General features: G+C 56.8%; 19 protein-coding genes. 6 read left to right on the forward strand and 13 right to left on the reverse strand.

Annotation, left to right across the window (positions count from 1 at the left end):
• Positions 1-259: 259 nt before the first annotated feature.
• Both H9646_RS09820 and orn read right to left on the reverse strand, forming a co-directional pair.
• Positions 260-2,272 carry a DEAD/DEAH box helicase gene (locus tag H9646_RS09820; protein ID WP_191723177.1) on the reverse strand — a complete coding sequence of 671 codons (2,013 nt, stop codon included), beginning with the start codon at positions 2,270-2,272 and terminating at the stop codon, positions 260-262.
• Between the two features lie 315 nt (positions 2,273-2,587).
• Entirely contained in the window at positions 2,588-3,166 is a 579-nt protein-coding gene (gene orn / locus H9646_RS09825; RefSeq protein WP_191723178.1) for an oligoribonuclease, read from the reverse strand.
• A 29-nt stretch (positions 3,167-3,195) separates the two neighbouring features.
• On the opposite strand from orn, the gene H9646_RS09830 reads away from it, so the two are divergent.
• Both H9646_RS09830 and rsgA read left to right on the forward strand, forming a co-directional pair.
• The gene (locus H9646_RS09830) at positions 3,196-4,518 is read left to right on the forward strand and encodes a M48 family metallopeptidase (RefSeq protein WP_225214086.1); all 1,323 of its coding nucleotides are present in this window, start codon (positions 3,196-3,198) and stop codon (positions 4,516-4,518) included.
• Positions 4,515-5,498 carry a ribosome small subunit-dependent GTPase A gene (rsgA, locus tag H9646_RS09835; protein WP_191723179.1) on the forward strand — a complete coding sequence of 328 codons (984 nt, stop codon included), beginning with the start codon at positions 4,515-4,517 and terminating at the stop codon, positions 5,496-5,498. Before H9646_RS09830 ends, rsgA begins: the two co-directional genes overlap by 4 nt.
• Positions 5,499-5,600: 102 nt before the next feature.
• Here the strand turns inward: rsgA and H9646_RS09840 are convergent, their stop codons facing one another.
• From H9646_RS09840 to rpsP, 6 genes are all read right to left on the reverse strand, one after another.
• A complete protein-coding gene (locus tag H9646_RS09840; protein WP_191723180.1) occupies positions 5,601-6,587 on the reverse strand; it encodes a CobD/CbiB family protein in 987 nt (328 codons plus the stop codon).
• Positions 6,588-6,643: 56 nt separating this feature from the next.
• Positions 6,644-7,357 (reverse strand): CoA pyrophosphatase, encoded by a 714-nt coding sequence (locus H9646_RS09845; RefSeq protein ID WP_225214087.1) that lies wholly within the window; start codon positions 7,355-7,357, stop codon positions 6,644-6,646.
• 75 nt (positions 7,358-7,432) lie between these two features.
• On the reverse strand, positions 7,433-7,819 hold the full coding sequence (rplS, locus tag H9646_RS09850; RefSeq protein WP_191723181.1) for a 50S ribosomal protein L19: 387 nt from the start codon (positions 7,817-7,819) through the stop codon (positions 7,433-7,435).
• Between the two features lie 112 nt (positions 7,820-7,931).
• On the reverse strand, positions 7,932-8,702 hold the full coding sequence (gene trmD / locus H9646_RS09855) for a tRNA (guanosine(37)-N1)-methyltransferase TrmD (protein WP_191723182.1): 771 nt from the start codon (positions 8,700-8,702) through the stop codon (positions 7,932-7,934).
• 9 nt (positions 8,703-8,711) lie between these two features.
• A complete protein-coding gene (rimM, locus tag H9646_RS09860) occupies positions 8,712-9,281 on the reverse strand; it encodes a ribosome maturation factor RimM (RefSeq protein ID WP_191723183.1) in 570 nt (189 codons plus the stop codon).
• Positions 9,282-9,372: 91 nt separating this feature from the next.
• Complete coding sequence (rpsP, locus tag H9646_RS09865; protein ID WP_191723184.1) at positions 9,373-9,627, reverse strand: 30S ribosomal protein S16; 255 nt, start codon at positions 9,625-9,627, stop codon at positions 9,373-9,375.
• A 125-nt stretch (positions 9,628-9,752) separates the two neighbouring features.
• Here rpsP and H9646_RS09870 point away from each other — a divergent pair, with 125 nt between their 5' ends.
• Both H9646_RS09870 and H9646_RS09875 read left to right on the forward strand, forming a co-directional pair.
• Positions 9,753-10,277 carry a GNAT family N-acetyltransferase gene (locus H9646_RS09870; RefSeq protein WP_191723185.1) on the forward strand — a complete coding sequence of 175 codons (525 nt, stop codon included), beginning with the start codon at positions 9,753-9,755 and terminating at the stop codon, positions 10,275-10,277.
• Positions 10,278-10,284: 7 nt separating this feature from the next.
• A complete protein-coding gene (locus H9646_RS09875) occupies positions 10,285-10,731 on the forward strand; it encodes a TM2 domain-containing protein (RefSeq protein ID WP_191723186.1) in 447 nt (148 codons plus the stop codon).
• A 114-nt stretch (positions 10,732-10,845) separates the two neighbouring features.
• On the opposite strand, the gene H9646_RS09880 is transcribed toward H9646_RS09875, so the two are convergent.
• The 3 genes from H9646_RS09880 to H9646_RS09890 all read right to left on the reverse strand — a co-directional run bounded on the left by H9646_RS09880 (position 10,846) and on the right by H9646_RS09890 (position 14,289).
• Positions 10,846-11,856 (reverse strand): inorganic phosphate transporter, encoded by a 1,011-nt coding sequence (locus tag H9646_RS09880; RefSeq protein ID WP_191723187.1) that lies wholly within the window; start codon positions 11,854-11,856, stop codon positions 10,846-10,848.
• Positions 11,857-11,881: 25 nt separating this feature from the next.
• Positions 11,882-12,529 (reverse strand): DUF47 domain-containing protein, encoded by a 648-nt coding sequence (locus H9646_RS09885; RefSeq protein ID WP_191723188.1) that lies wholly within the window; start codon positions 12,527-12,529, stop codon positions 11,882-11,884.
• Between the two features lie 395 nt (positions 12,530-12,924).
• Positions 12,925-14,289, reverse strand: coding sequence for a replication-associated recombination protein A (locus H9646_RS09890; RefSeq protein WP_191723189.1), 1,365 nt, complete (start codon positions 14,287-14,289; stop codon positions 12,925-12,927).
• Between the two features lie 303 nt (positions 14,290-14,592).
• Between H9646_RS09890 and brnQ the strand changes: the two genes are divergently transcribed.
• Positions 14,593-15,912, forward strand: coding sequence for a branched-chain amino acid transport system II carrier protein (gene brnQ, locus H9646_RS09895; RefSeq protein WP_191723190.1), 1,320 nt, complete (start codon positions 14,593-14,595; stop codon positions 15,910-15,912).
• 69 nt (positions 15,913-15,981) lie between these two features.
• On the opposite strand, the gene lolA is transcribed toward brnQ, so the two are convergent.
• Together lolA and H9646_RS09905 are read right to left on the reverse strand one after the other, a co-directional pair.
• The gene (gene lolA, locus H9646_RS09900) at positions 15,982-16,617 is read right to left on the reverse strand and encodes an outer membrane lipoprotein chaperone LolA (RefSeq protein ID WP_191723191.1); all 636 of its coding nucleotides are present in this window, start codon (positions 16,615-16,617) and stop codon (positions 15,982-15,984) included.
• Positions 16,618-16,688: 71 nt separating this feature from the next.
• The gene (locus H9646_RS09905; RefSeq protein ID WP_191723192.1) at positions 16,689-19,010 is read right to left on the reverse strand and encodes a DNA translocase FtsK; all 2,322 of its coding nucleotides are present in this window, start codon (positions 19,008-19,010) and stop codon (positions 16,689-16,691) included.
• A 214-nt stretch (positions 19,011-19,224) separates the two neighbouring features.
• On the opposite strand from H9646_RS09905, the gene trxB reads away from it, so the two are divergent.
• Positions 19,225-20,172: a thioredoxin-disulfide reductase gene (gene trxB, locus H9646_RS09910; protein WP_191723193.1), complete on the forward strand. Its 948-nt coding sequence runs from the start codon at positions 19,225-19,227 to the stop codon at positions 20,170-20,172.
• Positions 20,173-20,241 lie beyond the last annotated feature (69 nt).

The following is a 20,241-nucleotide window of genomic DNA, read 5'->3' on the forward strand; positions in this document are numbered from 1 at the left end:
ACAAAACCCGTCTTGTTACCAAGACGGGTTTTTTGTTGTGCGCATTGCAAATATTCATAGCTTGCAGCGCAATATATACAAGCACTTCAGAATGAAAACTATCTAAAGTTATTAGCTAACCTGCGTTAGAAGCTATATTTTTAGACAAACACACATACTCCCCACAACAAATGTGCAGTCCAGACGCAAAAAAAACCGGCCAATGGCCGGTTTTTTTACTGAGCAACTGGCAACGAATCAACGCTGCCAGCTTTGCCCATTAACGGTCGCGCGAGAAAGTCTTGCGACCACCGCCGAAACCGCCACGGTCTTCACGAGCACCGCCAAAGGACTTGCCTTCACGACGCTGACCACCACCGAAGCCGCCACGGTCGCGATCACCGCCACCAAAGCCACCGCCAGCAGGGCGCTGCTCACCACCGCCAAAGCGAGGGCGATCACCACCGAAACCACCGCGGTCACCACGGTCTGCAAATGCAGGCTTGCGGTCGCCACCACCAAAACCACCACGATCGCCGAAAGCGGGCTTACGGTCTGCACCGCCAGCAAAACCACCTTCACGACGCTGGCCGCCACCGAAACCGCCACGGTCGCGATCACCACCACCAAAGCCACCGGCAGGACGCTGCTCACCGCCGCCAAAGCGAGGGCGATCACCGCCACCAAAACCACCTTCGCGGCGCTGACCGCCACCGAAGCCGCCACGGTCACCGCCAAAGCTTGGCTTGCGACCATAACCATCACCGCCACGGCTGTTGCCACCGCCAAAGCTACGGCCACCACCACCGCCGCCGCCACGACGACCATCACGCTCGCCGGCTGCGGGGAAGCGCTGCTGGGGCTCCAGACCTGGAATCACTTCAGCAGTGAACTGCTGGCGTGTGTAGGCTTCAATATCAAAAATACGGCGACGATCGCGGAACTCACCAAACGTCACAGCAATACCGCTGCGACCAGCACGACCGGTACGGCCGATACGGTGGGTGTAGTCTTCGGCCTTCATGGGCAGGCCGTAGTTAAACACGTGAGTGATCGTGGGCACGTCAATACCGCGAGCAGCCACGTCAGTCGCTACAAGCACTTGGATTTGACCGTTACGCAACGCCATCAGACGACGGTTACGCAAGCCCTGGCTCAGCGCGCCATGCAAAGCAGCAGCAGAGAAGCCCGCTTCTTGCAAGTCGGTCGCCAGACCGTCGCACTCCACCTGGGTGGATGCAAATACGATGGCCTGGTTGATGGACTCGTCACGCAGCCAGTGGTCCAGCATCTTGCGCTTGTGCTGGGCGTTGTCAGCCCAGAACAGCACTTGCTTGATGTTGGAGTGCTTTTCCTGGGGCGAGTCGATCGTGATCTTCTTCACGCCAGCGCCGTTGTCGTGCATCACGCGCATGGCCAGCTGCTGCACGCGGGGTGCAAACGTAGCGCTGAACATCATGGTTTGCTTGCGCTGCGAAGTCATCTGATTGACTTCAGCCAGATCATCCGAGAAGCCCAGATCCAGCATGCGGTCAGCCTCATCCACCACCAAGAACTGAACCTTGTCCAGCTTGATTTGCATGGAGCGCTGCAGATCCAGCAAGCGACCTGGCGTTGCCACCACCAAGTCAGCGTTTTGCAACTTGGCAATTTGCAGCTGGTAAGGAATACCACCCACCACATTGGCAACACGCAGACCACGGCAGTGCTTGACCAGCTCGATGGCGTCATGCGCCACTTGCTGAGCCAGTTCACGTGTCGGGCACAGAATCAAAGCACCGGGTACGGCAGCCTTGAAGTTACGGGAATTGGTAGGGTCCTTACGCTTGGCACGCTTAGGCAAGGGCTCACCCTTGGCAGCAGCTTCAGCACACTGGCGATCAAACTCAGCCTTGGCTTCAGCTTCTGCCTCAGCGCGCTGCTGAAGAATCGTGTTCAGCACAGGCAGCAAGAAAGCAGCCGTCTTGCCGGAACCAGTCTGGCTAGACACCATCAGGTCGATAAAACCATTGGCATCTGCACCTTCACCCATGGCCAAAGGAATGGCCTTGAGTTGCACAGCAGTTGGCTGGGTGTAGCCTAGATCTGCAACAGCCTGCACCAGCTCAGGCGCCAGGCCCAGCTCAACAAAGCCGTTAGGTTGTACTTCAACAGCCTCTTGCTCGATTTCAGCAGCGGTGTCGAAAGATTCGATAATTTCAGCAACTGCCTCAGCAGCAACATTCAAAGTGGAAGCGTCCAAAGCAGTATCCGCAGTGGCCAGTTGGCCCTGCTCATTCAAAGAGTCGTTCATGTTTTCTCACGCGAAAAGCGGCCCATGAAAGCGGGCAACGCTTTTTTGACGGTTATGGAAACATCAACCGTCAAACGATACCAGCGGCGCGCATAAGGGCAGCTGGTGGGCCATTCATTGCTACGGCGCTAGCGAAAACCTAAGTTTTCGCAATAGCGGGTGGCGGACCCGGTGAGTGATGGGAGATGCACAATTGTTGCATCGCTACGTAAGCGCTAAGGCTTCAAACGTGCAAGACGGCAATTATCACACGTTCTTGTTTTTTCTGCTGAGCTGCAGGGTTAATACCACCAGCAAAGCCAAGGCTGCGTGTATTCAGACCACCAAAAAGCGGCTGCGATAGTGCTGCAGTTCGTCGATGGACTCAATCACATCCGCCAGCGCCGTGTGACGTTGCGCCTTCTTGAAGCTGGTCACCACCTCAGGCTTCCAGCGGCGCGCCAGCTCCTTGAGCGTGCTGACATCCACATTCCGGTAATGCAGGTAAGCCTCAAGCTTTGGCATGTAACGCGCCAAAAAACGGCGGTCTTGTCCAATGCTATTGCCGCACAGCGGCACCTTCCCCTTGGGCACATACTTGCTCAGAAACGCAGTCAAAGCAGCTTCTGCCTGCGCCTCAGAGATCTCAGAAGCCTTGACCCGCTCGATCAAGCCACTGCGGCCATGCGTACCCTTGTTCCAGGCATCCATGCCGTTGAGCAATTCATCGCTTTGGTGAATGGCAAATACCGGCCCTTCCACCCGGATGTCGAGGTTGGCATTGGTAATGACCACAGCAATTTCAATGATGCGATCGTGCTCAGGATTCAAACCAGTCATTTCGCAGTCAAGCCAAACAAGGTTCAAGTCAGACTTGGGCAACACAGGGGTTTCAGAAGAGGGGGCTAAAGACATGCTTAAATTGTCGCCTACACTCGCCGCCAATGCCGACCACGAATGAACTTTCCCCCTCGATGCTGCTGACACTGGCATTTGCCATTGCATTAGCCCTGCAACTGCTGGTGCAACTGTGGCTCAACACGCGCCAAGTGCGTTACGTGGCCCAGCACCGCCATGAGGTTCCTCAGAGCTTTGCCTCGCACATCTCCTTAGCAGCCCATCAAAAAGCAGCCGACTACACCCTGGCAAAAGCCCGCTTTGGCTTGCTGCACATGGCGTGGGGGGCAGTCATTTTGCTGGGCTGGACCCTGCTTGGCGGCTTGAATACCCTGCAAAACACCCTGCTGCAATGGATGGAGCCGGGCATGGTGCAGCAGCTGGCCTTGCTTGCCGCGTTTGCAGCTATCTCTGGCTTGCTGGATCTGCCTTTCTCGCTCTACCAGACCTTTGCGCTTGAAGCGCGCTTTGGTTTCAACAAGAGCACGCCAGGGATATGGCTGGGTGATTTGCTCAAGTCCACTTTGCTCGCTGCCATCATTGGTCTGCCGATTGCGTGGATCATCCTCTGGTTCATGGGCGCTACAGGCAGTCTGTGGTGGTTGTGGGCCTGGGGAATCTGGACGGGTTTTCAGCTGCTGCTGATGTGGATTTTCCCGACCTATATTGCCCCCCTGTTTAACAAGTTTGAGCCCTTGGCTGATGAGTCCCTCAAAGCCCGTGTCACCAGCCTGATGCAGCGCTGCGGTTTTGCAGCCAAAGGTTTGTTTGTCATGGATGGAAGCCGCCGCTCCGCCCATGCCAATGCCTACTTCACGGGTTTTGGCGCCTCTAAGCGTGTGGTGTTTTATGACACCCTGCTCAAGCAATTGAGCCCTGACGAAGTAGAGGCTGTGCTGGCCCACGAGCTGGGGCACTTCAAGCACAAGCACATTACAAAACGCATGATTGGCATGTTTGTGCTGAGCCTGATTGGCTTTGCCGTGCTGGGCTGGCTGTCACAGCAGGTTTGGTTCTACACAGGCCTGGGCGTACTCCCCAGCACTGCCCTCGCTTTTGGTCAGCCTTCGCACGATGACGCACTAGCTCTGCTGCTGTTCATGCTGGCCCTGCCCGTGTTCACCTTCTGGATCTCTCCGGTGATGGCACACTTTTCACGCCGCGATGAGTTTGAGGCCGATGCCTACGCCATGCAGCAAGCCAGTGGCGCTGCCCTGGCCAGCGCACTGCTCAAACTGTATGAGGACAATGCCTCCACCCTCACGCCCGACCCGGTGTATGCGCGCTATTACTACTCCCACCCTCCTGCGGTAGAGCGTCTGGCGCGCATGCCCCTGCCTGCAACCTCCAACCCTGTGAGTGCCACATGAGCCGCAGACATAGCAAATCCGCTGTCGCCTCGGCAGCGGCCTCCACCGAAGGCCTGATCGTTGGCAGCCACGGCCGCCACTGCATTGTGGAAACCGATGATGGCGTACGCCGCATCTGCCACCCGCGCGGCAAAAAAAGCCAAGCCGTAGTGGGCGACCGAGTGCTGTGGCAAGCACCGCCCCCCGGTCAAGGTGAAGAAGGCACCATCGAGAAAGTGCTGGAACGCCGCAACCTGCTGTATCGCCAGGACGAAATACGCACCAAAACCTTTGCAGCCAATCTGGACCAGGTGCTGATCGTGATTGCGGCTGAGCCCGTGTTCTCTGAAAGCCAACTGGCACGCGCCCTGATTGCGGCTGAAGACGCTGGCATCACCCCCATCATCGCGCTCAATAAATACGACCTGCAAGAGCCATTTGCAATGGCTTGGGAGCGCTTAGAGGCCTACCGCAATATCCTGAATGAAGACGGCAGCGACCACTACCCCATCATTCCGCTGAACCTGACCAGCGACGACCCTGAGCAAAAAGAAGCCTTGATGGCTTTGCTCGAAGGCAAGCGCACCTTTGTGCTCGGCCCTTCAGGCGTGGGAAAAAGCACGCTGATCAATCTGCTGGTACCCGGCGCACAGGCGGCCACCAACGAAATTTCGCGCGTTCTCAACACCGGCAAGCACACCACCACCACCACCAGCTGGTACTGGATGGATGCAGAGCGCACCACGGCCATCATCGACTCGCCCGGTTTCCAAGAATTTGGCCTCTATCACATCAAGGCCACCGAGCTACCCAAGTGCATGCCAGACATCGGAGCATTGGCCAACCAGTGCAAGTTCTACAACTGCACGCACCTGCATGAGCCGGGCTGCGCGGTCATGGCAGAAGTCGATAACGAAGGCAGCCCGCACTACATCCACCCCAATCGCTACCGCATCTACACCGAGCTATTTGAAGAGCTAAACACCGACTTCAAGTACTGAACCGAACCAGCCTTGCATAAAAAAACCTGCTCGATTACGGCAGGTTTTTTTACATGAAACGGGCTTAAAGCGCTGGTACTGAAAAAGCTAAAAGGTATTCAGTTAGCCCAGCAAACGCGCCAAGCTGAGCAGCGCCAGCAGCAGCATCCAGACCACCACACTGCGCCACACCAAGCCCACCACCGAACGCAAATGGCCCAACTCTGCCTCTCGCCCTGGCGTTACCCCAGGCTCTTGCCAGGCATCTTCATCGTCATAGATGGGCGCAGTTTTCAGCTCTTGTCGCATCTTCAAAGCACTGCCGCCCAGCCGTACATTGATAGCACCTGCCGTGGCCGCCAAGATCACGCCATCGTTGTCATTCGGAAAATGCTTGGTGTGAAAGCGCCAGCCATCAATGGCTTCTTCAAAGCTGCCCACAATGGCAAAGCTCAGCGCAGTCATGCGCGCAGGCAGCCAATCCACCAGCAACCACGCTTGCTTGGCCGATTGCTGCAGACGCTCACTCACCGGGGCTGCGCCTGCCACCGACTTGCGCGACCAATAGCGCGACAAGTACTCCGTCAATCGGTAGAACACGGCTCCTGCTGGCCCCAGGCCCAAAGCAGCCAGTACCGCAAACCAGAACAGCACGCCAAACACATGGCGATGGGCGCTGAGAGCGGAGTATTCAATGACATGGCGCACCACTTCGCTGCGTGGCACTTCGGTGGTTTCAACTTGCTGCCACTCGGCCAACGCTTCGCGGGCAGCATGCTCGTCACCACTTTCCAAGGCATCACGAATCCGGGTGAAGTGGTGGCTGAACTGGCGAAAGCCCAAAGTGACGTACAGCACCACCACGTTCCACAGCATGGCTGCAGGCCAGCCTACCCAGCGCATCAACAGCCAGTAAACACCCACCGTAAAAAGCACTGGGGGCACAATAGCCAGGCCCCAGGCCACCCATCCATGGTGTTCCTTACCTGCGTCAAAATTGCGGCGAACAGACACGGTCCAAGCCCGAATTCCTGCATGCACAGGGTTGTCCCGCGACAGTGGTCGGGCCTGCTCCAGCAACAGGGCAAGCATGATGGCGAAGAAACTCATGTCCAGATGATACTGGCAAGCATTCCGAATGCCACACCGATGCCGTGGACTTTGGCTCAAGCGACCATAAAACGATAGAAATTGCGCAGCATGCCAGCGGTTGCCCCCCAGATGTACCGCTCACGTCCCGCATCGTCATAAGGCATGGAATACCACTGACGCTCCATTCCCTGCCAATGCAGACGATGGCGCAGGTGATTGCGAGGATCCAGCAAAAACCGCAACGGCACTTCAAACACATCCGCCACCTCATACGGATTGGGCTGAAGCTGCATGTTCGGCTGCACCAAAGCCACCACCGGGGTCACAAAGAAAGCGGTGCCTGTTTCATAGACAGGCAAGCTGCCCAAGACCTCAACCTGATCAACTGCCAGCCCAATTTCTTCCTGTGCCTCACGCAAGGCAGTGGCAGTGGCATTGGCATCTTCGGGATCTTGTTTGCCCCCCGGAAATGCGACCTGCCCAGAGTGGGTGGACAGATGCTCGGTACGCTGCGTCAAAAGTACCGTCAGCTCATCGCGCATCACCAGAGGAATCAACACCGCTGCCTGCGTCGGTGCACGCTCACTGAAACGATCTTCACGCCGCACCTCTGGCTGCCACACAGGTGGTCGCGCAAACCGTGCGCGCAAGGCTTGCGGCGTTTGATTCGTCAACGCCACTGCAGGCAAAAGCCTGTCAACGCCAATGACTGGCACCTGGCGTGGATCAAAGTTGGGAATACTGGCGGTCAGAGACCCCGGCCGCAACTGCTCTGAATGGGAAGACAAACGACATCTCCGCAGGCATAAAAAAAGCCGCTACAGCGAACTGTAGCGGCTTTTGCCTGAAAGGCTGAACGCGAATTACGCAGCTGCGACAGCAGCCTTCTTAACGCGTTGTGGCAGCTTTTCCTTGATACGTGCCGACTTACCGCTGCGCTCACGCAGGTAGTACAGCTTGGCACGACGCACGTCACCACGGCGCTTGACTTCAACGCCAGCAATGATGGGCGAGTAAGTCTGGAACGTACGCTCCACGCCTTCACCCGAAGAGATCTTACGCACTGTAAAAGCGCTGTTCAGACCACGGTTGCGCTTAGCGATCACCACGCCTTCAAAGGCCTGCACACGCTTGCGTGCGCCTTCAACCACGTTCACAGACACGATCACTGTATCGCCAGGAGCGAAAGCAGGGATGGTCTTGTTCAGGCGAGCAATTTCTTCTTGCTCAAGAGTCTGGATCAGATTCATGATTTCATCCAACTCGATCGTGTCCGCGCCAAAATTGGCAGGCACCGGGATTGGTGCTATGGCTGCATTCAAACCGATGCAGCGGCCGGATATAGGATCGAAGAACCGGGGATTATAGCTTGCCCGCGTTTTTTGCCAAAAACCCTTCGTCTTTGACGTTCAGCAGCCCCTGCGCACGAGCCTGATCAATCAGTTCAGGACGGTGACTTGCCGTAATGCGCAAGCGCTGGTCACGACGCCAACGCTCAATGTTGGCATGGTGACCCGACAGCAGCGCGCCGGGCACCTCCTGCCCCTCCCACACTTCAGGGCGTGTGTAGTGGGGGCAATCGAGCATTCCATCCAGCGCAGGATTAAAGCTGTCCTGCTGAAAGCTGCCCTCATCGTTGAGCACGCCGGGCTGCAAGCGCGCAATGGCATCGAGCATCACCATGGCGGCCAGCTCTCCGCCAGAAAGCACAAAGTCACCCAAGCTCACCTGGTGCGTGACATGCTTATCAATAAAGCGCTGGTCAATGCCCTCGTAGCGGCCGCACAGCAAGACGGCACCTTGGCTGTCCGACCATTGCGCCACCACCTCGTGCTTGAGGGTAACGCCAATGGGTGAAAACAGCAGCACGGGTGCAGGCTGCACCTCGCCAGCTTCTGCGCGCGCAGCACGAATGGCGTCCAAGCAATGCTGCAACGGCTCCACCATCATCACCATGCCGGGGCCGCCACCAAAGGGGCGGTCATCTACACGGCGATAGTTGCCTTGCGCGTAATCACGCGGATTCCACAAATGCACCGCCACCTGCCCCGAGGCATAGGCACGGCGTGTCACGCCGCTTTCAAGGAAAGCAGCAAACATCTCGGGGAACAAGGTGATGATGTCAAAACGCATGCGCTGCACTCAATAGTCCAGCTGCCAGTCAGCAATGATGGTTTTGCCAGCCAGGTCGACCTTGTCGATATACGCATCCACAAAAGGGATCATGCGCTCGAGTTCTTTGCCATCTACTTCATAGCCCAGCACCAGCGTGGTTTGCGGCCCCGTAGCCAGCAGGTCTTTGACCACACCCAGGTTTTCACCTTCGCGGTTATGCACCTGCAAGCCCATCAGGTCGACCCAGTAAAACTCGCCGTCATCTGTCTTGGGAAAGTGCTCGCGCGAGACAAAAACGCGCGAACCGCGCAAAGCTTCGGCTCCATTACGATCCAGCACCGCTGGTGAGGTAGCCACGATGGTGTCGGAGTGAGGGCGCACCTGCTTGATCGGCAGCAGACGCGTACCCGTGAAATTCTTGGCCCCTTTTTCGGCTGGCAACAGAAACCATTGCTTGGCGGCAAACAGGGCCTCAGGGTCTGCGCTGTGCGCAATGACCTTGAACCAACCCTTGATGCCCCAAGCGTCCGCAATGCGCCCCACCTCCACGGCATCTTCAGGCAGCGCGGCAGATTCGAGTTCAGGCATGTGACTCATGGATATTTACAAATGGCAAGTGACAGAAGAAAAAGAAAAAACGGGCTCCGTCAGACTAGCCAACGGAACCCGTTTTCAATGGGGGTGCTGATTAAGCAGCAGCCTTAGCGGCAGCTTGCTTGAGCAGGCGTTCGACAGTGTCGGAAGCCTGGGCGCCAACGCCCTTCCAGTAAGCCACGCGGTCCAGCGCAACGCGCAGACCTTCTTCAGCGCCACGGGCGGTAGGGTTGTAGAAACCCACGCGCTCGATGCAGGCACCGTCGCGGCGAACGCGCTTATCGGCAACAACAATGTTGAAAAACGGACGAGCCTTAGAGCCGCCGCGGGAGAGTCGAATGACGACCATGATTTATCCTTCGGGTGGTTGCAGCGAAATTTGCTGCAATATTTTCACGACGTTTGAGACACGCGACATGGCCACCCGGCCAGCGACACGTCGAAAAACGTAGATTATATAGGCTTCTGATTTCCATGCCCATTCTTCGCGCCAGCCAGCCTTTGGATATACCGGCCATTACCGCCATTTACCGCCACCACGTGCTCAATGGCACCGGCACTTTTGAAATCGATCCCCCTTCTGTGGCAGACATGTCAGGCCGCATGCAGGACGTACTGAGCAAAAACCTGCCCTGGCTGGTGGCCGAGGGAGAAGACGGCACCATTTTGGGCTATGCCTACGCCAACTGGTTCAAACCACGCCCGGCCTACCGGTTTTCGGCGGAAGACTCGATCTACGTGGCCGAACACGCACGCGGGCAAGGCATTGGCCGCTTGCTGCTGGATGCTTTGTGCCGTGAGTGCGAGGCCCTGGGCGTGCGCAAACTGATTGCGGTCATTGGCGACAGCACCAATGCGGGTTCTGTGGGCGTGCACCGTGCGGCGGGGTTTGCCGATGTGGGCACCTTGCGCGGAGTGGGTTGGAAGTTTGACCGCTGGCTGGACGTAGTGATGATGGAGAAGTCCCTAGGTGCAGGCACCAGCACCTCGCCCGAATAATGGGTGCATGAAAAACAAAACGGTTGCTGCGTGGCTGGCATTCATCGGCGGGCCTTTGGGCTTGCACCGGTTTTACCTGTATGGTCTGGGTGACACCCTGGGCTGGCTGCTGCCCATCCCTACAGCGTTGGGGCTGTATGGCATTCAGCGTGTGCAGCAGTTTGGGCAGGACGACCAGCTCAGCTGGGTGCTGATTCCTTTGCTGGGTTTCACCATCACCGGCTGCGCCCTGGTGGCTATTCTTTATGGGCTGAGCAGCCCCGAAAGATGGAACAGCCGCTTTAACCCGCAGGCCCCGCAAAATGCAGTCCCCGGCACAACCAACTGGTTCACCATTGCTGCGATCGCGGTGTCACTGATGGTGGGTGCAGCGGTGCTGATGGCCAGCCTGGCCTATAGCTTTCAGCATTACTTCGAGTACCAGATCGAAGAAGCACGCAAGATTTCTCAATGAAACGCTTTCTTTAATAAGTGAGCATCCAGCGCTTAAACAAAAAGGACTTCAAAGTGCTTTCACCTTGAAGTCCTTTGTTTTCAAGCGCTATGCGCTCATTTATTACTCAGCGGCTTAATACAGCTGCAGGCTCACCCAGTAAGCAACAGCGGCCACAAACGCACTGGCGGGAATGGTCAAAATCCAGGCCCACACGATATTGCCCGCCACGCCCCAACGCACAGCGCTCATGCGCTGCGTTGAACCGACGCCAACAATGGCACCAGTGATGGTGTGCGTGGTTGACACAGGAACGCCCAGAAACGTTGCGAAAAACAGCGTGAACGCACCACCTGACTCGGCGCAGAAACCACCCACCGGCTTGAGCTTGGTGATCTTCTGGCCCATCGTTTTCACAATGCGCCAGCCACCCATCATGGTGCCCAGACCAATCATGGCGTAGCAGCTGACAATGACCCACATGGGGGGCGCAGCCTCTTCGCTCGACATGTAGCCAGTGGCCACCAGCAACAGCCAGATGATGCCGATGGTCTTTTGCGCATCGTTACCACCGTGGCCCAGCGAGTAGGCACCGGCAGACACCAGCTGCAAACGGCGGAACCACTTATCGACCTTACTGGGCCGCGAGCGACGGCAGATCCAGGCGACGATCACCATCATCAGCGAGCCAAACAGGAAGCCCAGCAAAGGCGAGATCAAAATGAACGCCACCACCTTCAAGATGCCGCTGGCAATCAGCGAGCTGGTGCCTGCCTTGGCAATCACAGCACCCACAATGCCGCCAATCAGCGCATGCGACGAGCTCGATGGAATGCCGTAGTACCAGGTGATCAGGTTCCAGACAATCGCGCCGGCCAGTGCGCCGAACACCACGTGGGTGTCTACCACCTCAGACTGCACAATCCCCTTGCCCACGGTGGCAGCCACACTCAGGTGAAAGACAAAAATCGCAATGACGTTAAAGAACGCGGCAAACAAAACGGCTTGCCCGGGCTTGAGCACGCCAGTAGAGACAACAGTAGCGATGGAGTTAGCAGCATCATGAAACCCGTTCATGAAGTCAAACACCAGCGCCATTGCCACCAGCAAAATGACCACCCACAGGGCGGCTTGTACGGTTTCCATGGTCAGGATTCCCAGTGCTGGTCGATCAGGAGTTCTCGAGGACGATGCCCTCGATGATGTTGGCCACGTCTTCGCACTTGTCGGTGATGGTTTCCATCAGCTCGTACACGGCCTTGAGCTTGATCAGCTCACGCACATCGTGCTCTTCGCGGAACAGCTTGCTCATTGCAGCACGCAGCACACGGTCAGCGTCCGACTCCAGACGGTCGATTTCTTCGCAAGTCTTCAGCGCCGCTTCAGCAGTGGCTTGGTCGGCAATGTGGTCAAGCAACTTGACGGCATCGCGCAGGCGTTCGCAGCACTTGAGACTCAGGTCGGCCAGACGATGGATTTCATCGTTCATGCTGCGAATGTCGTACAGGGACATGGCTTCGGCAGAGTCCTGAATCAGGTCGGCCACATCATCCATGCTGTTGATCAGGCTATGGATGTGTTCGCGGTCAATCGGCGTGATGAAGGTCTGGTGCAGTGTTTTGCTCACTTCATGCGTAACGCGGTCCGCAGCGCGCTCGGCGTTGTCCACGTCACTGTTGTATTTGTCGCGCAAGTGCGGGTCGTTGTAGTTCGCCACCAGTTGCGAGAACGCACGGGCTGCTTCAACAATGCGATCCGCGTGTTGATTGAACATTTCGAAAAAATTGCCTTCGCGCGGCAAGAGCTTGCCAAACAGCATGGGCGCCCCTTCAGAGGATATTGCTTGTGAAAGTTGAACAGCCCACACGCGAACAGCGCGCAGGCAGCAGAAAATTTTGTTTGCCAGGTCACAGTGCCAAAGCAGATTTCAATCCGCACAGGCTTGGGCTACGTCACGTATCGCCCAGACTTGCACGCAACGGCTGAACACATCAGCCGCCGCTGGCTGCCGCGATTTTCCATGACAACGGCATGAAGATTTAATTAAATTTTTATGACAGTCTCGTGACATCACTTGTAACAAAACCAATGGACGTGAGCGCACGCTCTGAATCTGGACTTTTGCAGTCAATCATCGTAAAAAAACCTTAACGTGCTGCGAACCTGCCTGCGGTTTGTTGCAGCGCAACAACAATCACGCCACCCAAAAACCCTCTAGGACTTGCGGCGCTCAGCTGCCGCCGCGTTCAACTGCCGCAAGCGCTCAAGCTTTTCTCCGATTTTGATCTCCATCCCCCGGGCTACTGGCTGATAGAAATGGGGGTTATCCATGCCATCAGGAAAGTAATCCTCGCCTGCCGCGAAGCCGCCGTCTTCATCGTGGGCGTAACGGTAGCCCTTGCCCCAGTCCATATCTTTCATCATCTTGGTGGGTGCATTGCGCAAATGCATGGGCACTGGCTGCGTGCTGCCAGACTTCACCAGGGCCTTCATCTGGTTGTAGGCCTTGTAGCCGGCATTGCTTTTGGGCGCTACGGCCAGATAAATCACGGCCTGCGCCAGGGCCAGCTCTCCCTCGGGGCTACCCAATCGCTCATAGGTGGCGGCGGCATCATTGGCCATTTGCATGGCGCGCGGATCAGCAAGACCAATGTCTTCCCATGCCATGCGCACAATGCGCCGCGCCATGTAGCGCGGATCAGCTCCACCATCGAGCATGCGCACCAGCCAATAAAGTGCAGCATCGGGGTCTGAGCCGCGCACCGATTTGTGCAGCGCGCTGATGGTGTCGTAGAACTGCTCGCCCCCTTTGTCATAGCGCCGCATGCGCTCGCCCAGCACTTGCAGCAGCCATGCATCGGTCATCACCTCGATCTTGGCCTGCTCGGCCGTAATCGACAGCGTCTCCAGCGTATTGAGCAAGCGGCGGGCATCGCCATCGGCATAGGCGATCAAACGCTCAACCGCCTCATCTTCTATCGCTGGAACCGCATGTATCGCCTGGGCTTTCGCCACAATGTTCTGCAAGTCCTCAGGCGTCAGGCTTTGCAGCACATACACAGCAGCACGAGACAGCAGCGCCGAGTTCACCTCAAACGAAGGGTTTTCGGTCGTGGCACCAATAAAGGTGAACAGCCCGCTCTCAACGTGTGGCAAGAAGGCATCTTGCTGACTTTTGTTGAAACGGTGCACCTCATCGACAAACACGATCGTGCGCTGCGGCATCAAGCCACTGCGTGCAGCTTCGGCTTTTTCTACTGCTTCACGAATATCTTTGACACCGCCCAGCACGGCGCTGATGGCAATGAACTGCGCATCAAACGCATCGGCCATCAGCCGGGCGATGGTGGTTTTGCCCACACCAGGTGGCCCCCAGAGAATGCAGCTGTGCGGGCGTCCAGACTCAAAAGCCAGCCGCAAAGGCATGCCTTCTCCCAGAACATGCTGCTGCCCAACGACCTCACCCAAAGTGCGTGGACGTAAACGCTCTGGTAACGGCTGGTGCAGTGCAGCATTGCCACCTGTATTGACGTTGGACAAATCGACTTCGCCTTTCAGGGTTGTTTGAGATTTGGTCATATAACAGAACTTCAGATGCGGCAAAATAAGTACTTCAGCGGATCTATGCTCTTCTTGTGCGATGGCTACCCCCATCGCCTTTGAGGACTGCATCACCTGACCAGCAAGCCACAAGCTTAACGGTACGATGCCCCACACCGCTTGCCAGCGCTGCAATCCACGCTTGGCAACGCTTCTAAATCCTGATTGCACTGAATTTTGTAATTAGTGAGCACCCACTAGATTCCGCAATCCCTTGATTTGCAACACACCTACCGCGTGCACTGACCTTGCTGCGGTGAATGAGGTATTTCGGTTTTTCCCATGAAGACACTCAAAACGCGGGACATTGTCGCCCTCGGTTTCATGACCTTTGCGCTCTTTTTGGGCGCAGGCAACATCATCTTTCCTCCTAGCGTGGGCCTGGCTGCTGGTGAATTTCAGTGGTCGGCAGCGCTGGGCTTTTTGCTGACCGGCGTGGGCCTTCCCCTGCTTGGCGTGGTGGCGTTGGCGCGCGTAGGCGGTGGCCTGGACACCCTGACCAGCCCCATCGGCCGTGCCGCCGGCACACTGATGGGCTTGTCCATTTACCTGACCATTGGTCCTTTCTTTGCTACGCCGCGCACAGCCACGGTTTCTTTTGAAGTGGGCATGGCCCCCTTCACCGGGAACACGCCTGAAGCACTGCTGATTTTCACCATCGGCTACTTCGCTTTAGTGATGATGCTGTCGCTCTTTCCGGGCAAGCTGATGGACAACATCGGCAAGGTCATAACACCCGCACTCATCGTCGTGCTGGCCGTTCTGGGAGGGGCAGCCGTGGTTGCACCTGCCGGAGCCATCGCGACACCCGCCGCTGAGTACGCATCATCCGGTGCAGCCTTGGCCCAAGGCTTCTTGCAGGGCTACCAGACCATGGATGCACTTGCCTCTTTGGTGTTTGGCATTGTGATTGTGGCCTCCATCAAGGCCGCAGGAGTGACCGACACCCGCCTGCACACCCGCTACACCATCATTGCCGGCACTATTGCCGCTGTCGGGTTGGGATTGGTTTACCTGTCACTGATTTATCTGGGCGCCATGAGCGGCTCCGTGATTGACCCCAACGCCAGTGGCGTGCAAATCTTGACCACCTACGTCGAGCACACTTTTGGCACCGGTGGCATTTTGCTGCTGGCCGCCGTCATTTTGCTGGCGTGCTTGACCACAGGCGTAGGCCTGGTCAGCGCCTGTTCTGCCTATTTCAGCGCGTTGCTGAATGTGCCGTACCGCACCGTGGTGATTGTGATGTCGGTGTTCAGTGCTGCCGTAGCAAACCAGGGCCTGGCACAGCTGATCGCTGTGGCTGTCCCTGTGCTGGTGTGCATTTATCCGGTAGCGATTGCCTTGATCGCTCTGGGCCTGCTGTCCAAGCTGTGGAAGCATCCATCTCGCGTATTCATTCCTGTCATGAGCGTGGCCCTGTTATTTGGCATTGTGGATGCCATCAAGGCCACAGGTTTTACCCAGATCGTGCCCGCCATGCTTGATGCAATGCCTGGCAGCGCCATGGGTCTGGGCTGGCTGCTCCCCGTGAGCATGGTTTTGGTCGTCGCTGGTACGCTGGACCGTATCCGCCCACTGCCGGCTATCGCACGCGCTTAAACGCACCTTCATAAAAAAGCCCCACTGACCTACGGCCAGCGGGGCTTTTTTAATGGAGCGCCATCGCGCTTATTGCGTCATGACATCTGCCCCCATGGGCACTTCAAATTTGAAGTTCGCAGCAGGCAGCGCAGGCAGCACTTTCAGATTTTGAAAGCGAATCACCGAACGCTGCCCAAAACCGTCCAGGATGTCCATCGCAGCCAGGCTCTCACCCTGAAACCCTACGCGTACATTCTTAAGCTGGCCATCGGCTGATTTGGGCGTTGCCTCCACCCACTGCAGACCGTCGGCATCCGCAGCTGCCTTGAGTGTGAAGTCCTTTTTCAGGCTCGCCAAGTCATTGGCTGACGCCAAAATAGCCGCAGGTGTACTACCCAGCGCCTGCGCTTGGTTACGTTGCGTCACCTGATTCAAATCCACGTCGTACAGCCACACCGTTTTGCCATCCGCCACAATGGTTTGTTCAAACGGCTTGGTATAGACAAACTTGAACTGACCCGGGCGTTGGAACGAAAAATCACCGCTGCTGGTTTTGGAGCGCACAGGCTGCCCCTCTTTGGCTGGCGCTGTTACCGTCTGCGTAAATTGCGCCTGACCCGCTTTGGCATTGCGCATGAATTGCTCCAAGCTTTGCAGCCCATCAGCCCATGCAGCCAAGGGCAAGGCCGCCAACACTGCGCAGACACCTAAAGTCTTTTTCATCCAGATATTCCTTTCAAGGCATGGACTTGCGCCCACCTCATGCTGGAGGCGCGAACTTATGTCCCGCCTCTTTACTCCGGACGCGCAGGAACCAGTACTTCTCGCTGACCACTGCTGGTGAGCGAACTCACCAAACCTGCTGCCTCCATCTGCTCGAGCAGATTGGCCGAGCGGTTGTAGCCGATGCGCAATTTGCGCTGCACATACGAAATACTCGCCTTGCGGTCCTTCAAAACAATTTCCACCGCTTGGTCGTACATCGGGTCTTTTTCGCCCCCGTCACCACCATCACCATCAGCGCCACCATCTTCCGACGTTGCCGCCTCAAGTACTCCTTCGATGTAATCGGGCTCGCCTTGTTCCTTCAAATAACTCACCACACGATGTACTTCATCGTCTGACACAAAGGCACCGTGCACACGGATCGGCAAGCCTGTGCCGCTGGCCATGTAAAGCATGTCCCCCATGCCCAGCAGGCTTTCCGCCCCCATCTGATCTAGAACGGTTCGGCTATCAATTTTGGATGACACCTGAAAAGCGATTCGTGTCGGAATGTTGGCCTTGATCAGGCCTGTAATCACATCCACGCTGGGCCGCTGGGTGGCCAAAATCAGATGAATGCCAGCAGCGCGCGCCTTTTGTGCCAGGCGGGCAATCAGCTCTTCAATCTTCTTGCCAACCACCATCATCAGGTCGGCCAGCTCATCAATCACGATAACAATATGCGGCAGGCGATCCAGCGGCTCAGGCGCTTCTGGCGTAAGGCTGAAGGGGTTACCAATAATTTCACCCTTGACCTTGGCTTCACCAATCTTCGTGTTGTAGCCCGCCAAGTTGCGCACACCCAGCTTACTCATCAGTTTGTAGCGGCGCTCCATCTCGGCCACACACCAGTTCAGGCCATTGGCAGCCTGCTTCATATCCGTCACCACAGGGCTCAGCAAGTGCGGAATGCCTTCGTAAACGGACATTTCCAGCATCTTGGGGTCAATCATCAAGAGGCGCACATCCTTGGCCTCTGCCTTGTACAGCAGCGACAAAATCATGGCGTTGATACCCACCGACTTACCTGAGCCCGTTGTTCCCGCCACCAGCACGTGGGGCATTTTGGCCAGATCGGCAACCACGGGCTTGCCTTCAATGTCTTTGCCCAGACCCATTGTCAACATGCTCTTGGCCTCGTGATAGACCTGAGAGCCCAGTACCTCTGACAGCCGGATGGACTGGCGCTTGGCGTTGGGCAATTCCAAGGCCATGTAGTTTTTCCCGGGAATGGTCTCGATCACCCGCACCGATATCAGCGACAGTGAACGCGCCAGGTCCTTACCCAGGTTCACTACCTGTGAGCCCTTCACGCCCGTGGCCGGCTCAATCTCATAGCGAGTGACCACCGGGCCCGGCGTGGCCTGCACCACACGCACTTCCACGCCAAAGTCTTTGAGTTTTTTCTCAATCAGACGGCTGGTCATCTCCAGCGTATCGGGCGAGACGCTCTCCTGCTTGGCAAGCGGTGCATCCAGCAAATCCACCTGCGGCAGCCCACTTTCGTGCATTTGAGAGTCTTGAAACAAAGGCTTTTGGCGCTCTTTCAGAACACGCTCACTGGGCACTGCAGGTGCTGCCTGCGGCGTCACGATCAGTACGGGCTCATGGTGGGTCTCTTCAATTTCAATACGCTCTTCTTCCACCACCTTGGCACGCTCTTGAGCAGCCTTGCGGCCTTGCGCCACATCTTTGCCTTTTTCACGATTTTGCTGACTAAGGCGCACCAGCCCTTCGATACGCGCACCCAGTTTTTCGGCCGCTTTGCCCCATGAAAAACGAAACACCAAGGCCATGGCCAGCACCATCAGCACAATGCCAATCAGGCCTGAGCCTGTAAAGCCCAGCCAGCGGACGCCCCCCAAACCCAGAGAGTAGCCCACCACCCCCCCGGCATGTCCGGGTAAAAACGATTCAAAGCGATACAGGCGCGACCATTCCAGTGCGCAACTCACACCCACCAGCAAAAAAACACCAGCCCACCACTGCAAGCGCTCTTTCAAAGGAGTGTCCAGCATGCTTTGGCCACGCACCCAGCGCAAAGATGAGCGCGCCAAGGTGTAGGCAGCCAGCAGCACCAGCCACCAGACAGACAGGCCGAAACCGAAGTAGCAAGCATCGGCTATCAAGGCACCCAGGCGCCCCATCCAGTTGTTCATCAGCGCCACATCGTTACTACCTGAGGTAGACCATGCAGGATCCATGCTGGAGTAACTGAGCATCGCCAGCAGCCAGAAAAACAGGCCAAGCGAGCCAGCGATCAGGCAAATTTCATGACCAAACCGTGCCAAACCATTACGGGGCACTGTTTTAGCGGAATTTGCATTCAAGGCATTCGAGGAATAAGTCATACGCAGGCGGAAGCTTACCTTAGGCCCACCACTCTCCAACAAACGGTTGCAAACACCAATGCAAGCACTTGCAACATCCGATGAGTGACAAGGGTTCCGCCAGCTTTCTACAATGATCAATCGACCCGTGCAAGCGTCGGCAGTGATTCATTGGCCGACAGAGTAGTCCACCGTACTGCCACACTGCTGTGGCAGCTTCCAAAGAAAAGCAACGATGTCCACCAACCAACACGCCAAAGTATTGATTCTGGGTTCCGGCCCTGCCGGCTACACCGCCGCCATCTACGCCGCACGCGCCAACCTCAGCCCCATGCTGGTCACAGGCATGGCCCAAGGTGGCCAGTTGATGACCACAACCGAAGTGGACAACTGGCCCGCAGACGTCAATGGCGTGCAAGGCCCGGAGTTGATGCAGCGCTTCATGGAGCATGCAGAACGCTTTAAGGCCCAGCTTGTGTTTGACCACATTCACAGTGTGGACCTGTCCAAGCGTCCGTTCACACTCACCGGTGACAGCGGCACTTACACCTGCGACAGCTTGATCATTGCCACAGGTGCTTCTGCCAAGTACTTGGGACTGCCCTCCGAAGAAGCCTTCATGGGTCGTGGCGTTTCAGGCTGCGCAACGTGCGACGGCTTCTTCTACCGTGACCAGCCCGTATGCGTCGTGGGCGGTGGTAACACTGCAGTTGAAGAAGCGCTGTACCTGTCCAACATCGCCAGCAAAGTCACTGTGGTGCACCGCCGCGACAAATTCACGGCTGAGCCCATCTTGGTCGACCGCATGATGGAAAAGGTCAAGGAAGGAAAAATTGAACTCAAGACCCATTTCACACTGGAAGAGGTCCTGGGCGATCAATCCGGCGTAACCGGCATCCGCATCAAAAGCACAAAGGACGGGCACAGTGAAGATGTGGCTCTGCAAGGCTGTTTTATTGCCATCGGCCATGCCCCCAACACAGAGATTTTCCAGGGTCAACTGACCATGGAAAACGGCTACATCGTCACGCAAGGCGGTCACAAGGGGTTTGCCACCCAAACCAGCGTACCCGGCGTATTTGCTGCTGGTGACGTACAGGACCACGTGTACCGCCAAGCCATCACCAGCGCAGGCACAGGCTGTATGGCAGCGCTGGATGCCCAGCGTTTCCTGGATCAATAAACTGCCACTGCAAGGGGTATTGGAGGCTAAAACCCTGCCATGCCCCGCCTTTTTTCACAAAGCCCGTAT

It is taken from the genome of Comamonas avium (genome assembly GCF_014836675.1).
GTDB classification, from domain to species: domain Bacteria; phylum Pseudomonadota; class Gammaproteobacteria; order Burkholderiales; family Burkholderiaceae_C; genus Comamonas; species Comamonas avium.

What these genes read in the sequence shown, in the direction of transcription:
- H9646_RS09820 (WP_191723177.1), bottom strand. Translation starts at nt 2,272, where the DNA reads ATGAACGACTCTTTGAATGAGCAGGGCCAACTGGCCACTGCGGATACT.
- orn (WP_191723178.1), bottom strand. Translation starts at nt 3,166, where the DNA reads ATGTCTTTAGCCCCCTCTTCTGAAACCCCTGTGTTGCCCAAGTCTGAC.
- H9646_RS09830 (WP_225214086.1), top strand. Translation starts at nt 3,196, where the DNA reads ATGCCGACCACGAATGAACTTTCCCCCTCGATGCTGCTGACACTGGCA.
- rsgA (WP_191723179.1), top strand. Translation starts at nt 4,515, where the DNA reads ATGAGCCGCAGACATAGCAAATCCGCTGTCGCCTCGGCAGCGGCCTCC.
- H9646_RS09840 (WP_191723180.1), bottom strand. Translation starts at nt 6,587, where the DNA reads ATGAGTTTCTTCGCCATCATGCTTGCCCTGTTGCTGGAGCAGGCCCGA.
- rplS (WP_191723181.1), bottom strand. Translation starts at nt 7,819, where the DNA reads ATGAATCTGATCCAGACTCTTGAGCAAGAAGAAATTGCTCGCCTGAAC.
- trmD (WP_191723182.1), bottom strand. Translation starts at nt 8,702, where the DNA reads ATGCGTTTTGACATCATCACCTTGTTCCCCGAGATGTTTGCTGCTTTC.
- rimM (WP_191723183.1), bottom strand. Translation starts at nt 9,281, where the DNA reads ATGAGTCACATGCCTGAACTCGAATCTGCCGCGCTGCCTGAAGATGCC.
- rpsP (WP_191723184.1), bottom strand. Translation starts at nt 9,627, where the DNA reads ATGGTCGTCATTCGACTCTCCCGCGGCGGCTCTAAGGCTCGTCCGTTT.
- H9646_RS09870 (WP_191723185.1), top strand. Translation starts at nt 9,753, where the DNA reads ATGCCCATTCTTCGCGCCAGCCAGCCTTTGGATATACCGGCCATTACC.
- H9646_RS09875 (WP_191723186.1), top strand. Translation starts at nt 10,285, where the DNA reads ATGAAAAACAAAACGGTTGCTGCGTGGCTGGCATTCATCGGCGGGCCT.
- H9646_RS09880 (WP_191723187.1), bottom strand. Translation starts at nt 11,856, where the DNA reads ATGGAAACCGTACAAGCCGCCCTGTGGGTGGTCATTTTGCTGGTGGCA.
- H9646_RS09885 (WP_191723188.1), bottom strand. Translation starts at nt 12,529, where the DNA reads ATGCTGTTTGGCAAGCTCTTGCCGCGCGAAGGCAATTTTTTCGAAATG.
- H9646_RS09890 (WP_191723189.1), bottom strand. Translation starts at nt 14,289, where the DNA reads ATGACCAAATCTCAAACAACCCTGAAAGGCGAAGTCGATTTGTCCAAC.
- brnQ (WP_191723190.1), top strand. Translation starts at nt 14,593, where the DNA reads ATGAAGACACTCAAAACGCGGGACATTGTCGCCCTCGGTTTCATGACC.
- lolA (WP_191723191.1), bottom strand. Translation starts at nt 16,617, where the DNA reads ATGAAAAAGACTTTAGGTGTCTGCGCAGTGTTGGCGGCCTTGCCCTTG.
- H9646_RS09905 (WP_191723192.1), bottom strand. Translation starts at nt 19,010, where the DNA reads ATGACTTATTCCTCGAATGCCTTGAATGCAAATTCCGCTAAAACAGTG.
- trxB (WP_191723193.1), top strand. Translation starts at nt 19,225, where the DNA reads ATGTCCACCAACCAACACGCCAAAGTATTGATTCTGGGTTCCGGCCCT.